Origin of the sequence: Brevibacterium luteolum, from assembly GCF_025147615.1 — a bacterium.
Lineage (GTDB): Bacteria > Actinomycetota > Actinomycetes > Actinomycetales > Brevibacteriaceae > Brevibacterium > Brevibacterium luteolum.
Genome location: NZ_JALXPM010000083.1, coordinates 1 through 3,793, shown reverse-complemented (window position 1 = coordinate 3,793; position 3,793 = coordinate 1). Strand labels below are relative to the sequence as shown.

The window sequence follows — 3,793 nt, the reverse complement described above, 5'->3', positions numbered from 1 at the left end:
CAACGGCGGCCTCAGGATCAGCCCTGGCGGCGCAGGAGCTGACCGTGTGGGGTCGTGAAGTCCACGCGCTGTCCGCGCAGGATGGTCTGCTCGACCTTCCCGAGGACTTCGCGGGTCTCATAGGCGGTGATCGGGTTGCGGTGCCAGAGATCCTCAGCCCGGACTTCCCAACGGCATTCCGGGTTGAAGACGGCGAAGTCAGCCGAGGCGCCTTCGGCGATCCAGCCCTTGCCCTCAACGCCGGCGATTCGGGCAGGCGCCTCGGACATCCAGCCGACGACCTCGGCGAGGTCGATACCCTGCTGCTGGGCTTCCGTCCAGAGCAGTGAGAGACCGAGCTGAAGGGGCGAGATGCCGCCCCAGGCTTCGCCGAAGTCACCGCTGTCGAGCAACTTGAGCTCGGCGGTCGACGGCGAGTGGTCGGAGACCACGCAGTCGATGATGCCGCTGCGCAGGCCCTCCCACAGTGCCGTCCGGTTCGATTCCTCACGGATCGGCGGGCAGCACTTGAAGGTCGTCGCGCCGCCCGGGATGTCCTCGGCGGCGAGCACGAGGTAGTGCGGGCAGGTCTCGACGGTCAGCCGGACGCCCTCCTCGCGTGCCGCGGCGATCTCCTTGAGCGCTGCCGCGGACGACAGGTGGAGGATGTGCGCGCGGCAACCGGTGCGGCGGGCGGCTTCGATGACGGTGCGGATGGCCTCGTCTTCAGCTTCCTGCGGCCGGGAGCTGAGGAAGCTGGTGTACTCCCGGCCGCGATGGCCGTCTCACTCGTGTGGCGCTTCTCCGGCCAGCCTTTCGGCATCCACGAGATCCTGCCCGGTCTCATCACCTCGGCGATCGTGCTCATCGCGGTGAGCCTGGCGACTCGCCACTCCGATGACGAGGTCGTCGTCGCCTACTACCACGCCTACCGCGCCGGCGAGCTGCGCACGCACGGTGTCGATGAGGAGCCGGCTGCGGCTGGGGACGTCCCCGCGGGGACGTCGACGGCCGCAGGTCAGACCACCGCGCCCGAGGCGGAAGTCGCCGCTGGCACACAACCGGCACGGACGGCTGAGGCTGCGTCACCGGGCGTTGAGCAGCAGCGGCCGCAGACGGAGTGACCTTAATCCGGTTCGGTGCGTCAGGACTCGAGCACGGCAGCGGTGCTGGCAGCCGGTGAGAGGTCGAGACGGCGCAGCAGCTGCGCGTTGAGCGCCACCACGACTGTGGAGGCGGACATGAGAATGGCGCCGATGCTCATCGGCAGCACGAAGCCGACCGGTGCCAGCACGCCGGCGGCAAGTGGAACCGAGATGAGGTTGTAGCCGGCAGCCCACCACAGGTTCTGCTTCATCTTCCGGTACGTCGCACGCGAGAGCTCGAAGACCGAGAGCACCGAACGCGGATCTGACGAGGCGAGGATGACACCAGCGGAGCCGATCGCCACATCGGTGCCCGCACCGATCGCGATGCCGACGTCTGCCTGGGCGAGCGCCGGAGCATCGTTGACACCGTCCCCGACCATCGCCACACGCCTGCCCTCACGCTGGAGCTCCCACTGTGGCGGCTTTGTCCTCGGGCCTGACGCCGGCGAACACCCGGTCGATGCCGAGCTCTGCTGCGACGGTGTCGGCGACTGCCTGTGCGTCACCGGTGATCATCACGACCTGCACCCCGGCTGCGTGCAGGGCAGCGACGGCATCGTGCGATTCCGCGCGGATCTCATCGGCCAGCCGCAGCGCACCGATGACGGCGCCGTCGGCAAGCCCGGTTGGGCCGATTGACACCTGTCGAGTACGAAGCAATTACTGACTCACCTGCAGCCGCAGCGTGACACCCTGATTGTCACCTCCCCTTGCATCAGTCCCACGCATTGGACATCTGCGTTATAGCGGCGCGGCCGGTCAGCCTCCGTCGTCCATCTCGTGCGCCGCAAAGGCTGAACAATGCATCGTGTCAGCATCGTCGCTACCCCTGGCCGAGCTTCGGAAATGGGCGCGTGAGATCGGTAAGACGTCTCTGGTCTCGGGCGTGTTTCCAACAATGCGATCGACGCTTATACCGCCTCGCGTTGATCGCGCCGGTAACGAGTGCCGGGCTCTATGGCGCGCCATCTGCACCGATGTTGGGGTTCGTGTCACGCAGCCTCGGACCGCGGGACAGGGACTTGTGGCGACAGTCTGGACACACAGTGGCGGCCTTCTGGTAGGCTCGGTGTTACCGAGGGGTGCCCCGTCAAGGGGCTGAGATACCACTGGACGATGGTCGGCGTGGTGACCCTTAGAACCTGATCCGGATCATGCCGGCGAAGGGACTGGTCTCGTAGCGCTTGCTCCCGTCGCTGGCCTCCAGAAGTGAGGCCACAGTGTCGATTCCTCCCGCCGATTCGGACGTCGGCCGTGCGCGGCCGACGGTAGCCGTTCTCTGCGTCGTCATCGACGATGACCGTGTGGCCTTGGTGCGTCGGGCGAATCCGCCCGATGCCGGGTACTGGGGCTTCCCCGGTGGGAAAATCGAGTTCGGAGAAACCATCACGCAAGCGGCCGAGCGTGAGCTGGCCGAGGAGACTAGTCTCGTGGGCGACGCCATCGGCGTCCTGACGTCGATCGATGCCTTCGATCGCGGCACGGATGGCGATCTGGTCAGCCACTTCGTCCTCATCGCCGTGGCGTGCCGGTGGCGGTCCGGATCCCTGCGTGCCGGTGACGATGCCCTGGAAGCTGGGTGGTTTGCCCTCGACGAGGTCGACGACGCCCAGCTGACGCTGAGCAAGGACGTCGTCGATGTCGCCCGGTACGCCGTTGCCGTCGCGCAGAACGAGGTGAGAGCGTGACGATTCACATTGTCCTCTCGATAGCGGGAACCGACCCGACCAGTGGTGCTGGTGTCCAGGCCGATCTCAAGGCGTTCACAGCGATAGGTGCCTACGGTGTGACAGCCGCCGCCGCGGTCGTTGCTCAGAACACTTGCGGCGTGCGCTCCTTCGTTCCCCTCGACCCCTCTTTCGTCGGCAAGCAGATCGATGCGGCCTTCGACGATGTCCGTGTCGACGCGGTGAAGATCGGCATAGTCGCCAACGCCGCGAACACCGAGGTCGTCGCCGACCGGCTCCGACAGCACGAAGCCGAGAACATCGTGCTCGGCAATGGTACCAAGAGCGGCGATCACCTTCTCGACACCGACGCCGTGGCCGCCGTCCGGGACACGCTCGTCCCGCTGGCGACGATCATCACGCCGAACCTCCCCGAGGCTGCGGTCCTCCTCGACACCGAGGAAGCCACAACCTGGCAGCAGATGCACGATCAGGGCACCCGGCTGCGCAGCCTCGGTTCTCCCTGGGTGCTACTCAGGGCGGACACCTCACGCACGAGGTGTCCCACGTCGACTATCTGCGGGCCGGAGGGAGCCCGTGCATTCACCGCCGCCAGAGTCGAGACTCTCAACGACCACGGAACCGGCTGCACACTGTCGTCGGCGATCGCCTCGCTGCTGCCCGGTCACTCGGCGCAAGACAGTGCGCGCCAGGCCAAGCGGTATCTTCACGATGCTCTCATCGCCAGCGACCTCCTCGACGTCGGTCACGGCCACGGTCCCGTGCATCACTTTCACCAGCTCTGTCCGCGGGAATAATCCGTGCCGAAATCACTCACTGAGGTTACCCTCGTTTAGTGGACACCCGAGTTAGCGGGATTTGCTGTCCTGCTGGAAGGATGTTCAGTATGTCAGATCAGAAGCGCCAGCGGCGTTCTTATACGCAGGAGTATCGGGTCGAGGCTGCGGGTCTTGTCATTGACACTGGCAGGTCTATTGC

At 66.0% G+C, this 3,793-nt stretch carries 4 protein-coding genes, 1 pseudogene and 1 riboswitch; of the genes and pseudogenes, 3 read left to right on the top strand and 2 right to left on the bottom strand.

The features are described 5' to 3' along the window. Positions 1 to 17: 17 nt before the first annotated feature. Positions 18 to 611 (bottom strand): amidohydrolase family protein, encoded by a 594-nt coding sequence (locus M3C25_RS13015; RefSeq protein ID WP_338128518.1) that lies wholly within the window; start codon positions 609 to 611, stop codon positions 18 to 20. Between the two features lie 36 nt (positions 612 to 647). Here M3C25_RS13015 and M3C25_RS13010 point away from each other — a divergent pair, with 36 nt between their 5' ends. Continuing rightward, complete coding sequence (locus M3C25_RS13010) at positions 648 to 1,103, top strand: hypothetical protein (RefSeq protein WP_259800389.1); 456 nt, start codon at positions 648 to 650, stop codon at positions 1,101 to 1,103. A 20-nt stretch (positions 1,104 to 1,123) separates the two neighbouring features. Here the strand turns inward: M3C25_RS13010 and M3C25_RS13005 are convergent. Next, positions 1,124 to 1,748, bottom strand: a pseudogene (locus M3C25_RS13005) (HAD-IC family P-type ATPase); the annotation flags it as partial. Between the two features lie 447 nt (positions 1,749 to 2,195). Further along, positions 2,196 to 2,314: riboswitch (TPP riboswitch) on the top strand. A 33-nt stretch (positions 2,315 to 2,347) separates the two neighbouring features. On the opposite strand from M3C25_RS13005, the gene M3C25_RS13000 reads away from it, so the two are divergent. Then, positions 2,348 to 2,815: an NUDIX hydrolase gene (locus tag M3C25_RS13000; RefSeq protein WP_102163043.1), complete on the top strand. Its 468-nt coding sequence runs from the start codon at positions 2,348 to 2,350 to the stop codon at positions 2,813 to 2,815. After that, entirely contained in the window at positions 2,812 to 3,612 is an 801-nt protein-coding gene (gene thiD / locus M3C25_RS12995; protein ID WP_219722644.1) for a bifunctional hydroxymethylpyrimidine kinase/phosphomethylpyrimidine kinase, read from the top strand. Before M3C25_RS13000 ends, thiD begins: the two co-directional genes overlap by 4 nt. The last annotated feature ends 181 nt before the right edge of the window (positions 3,613 to 3,793 follow it).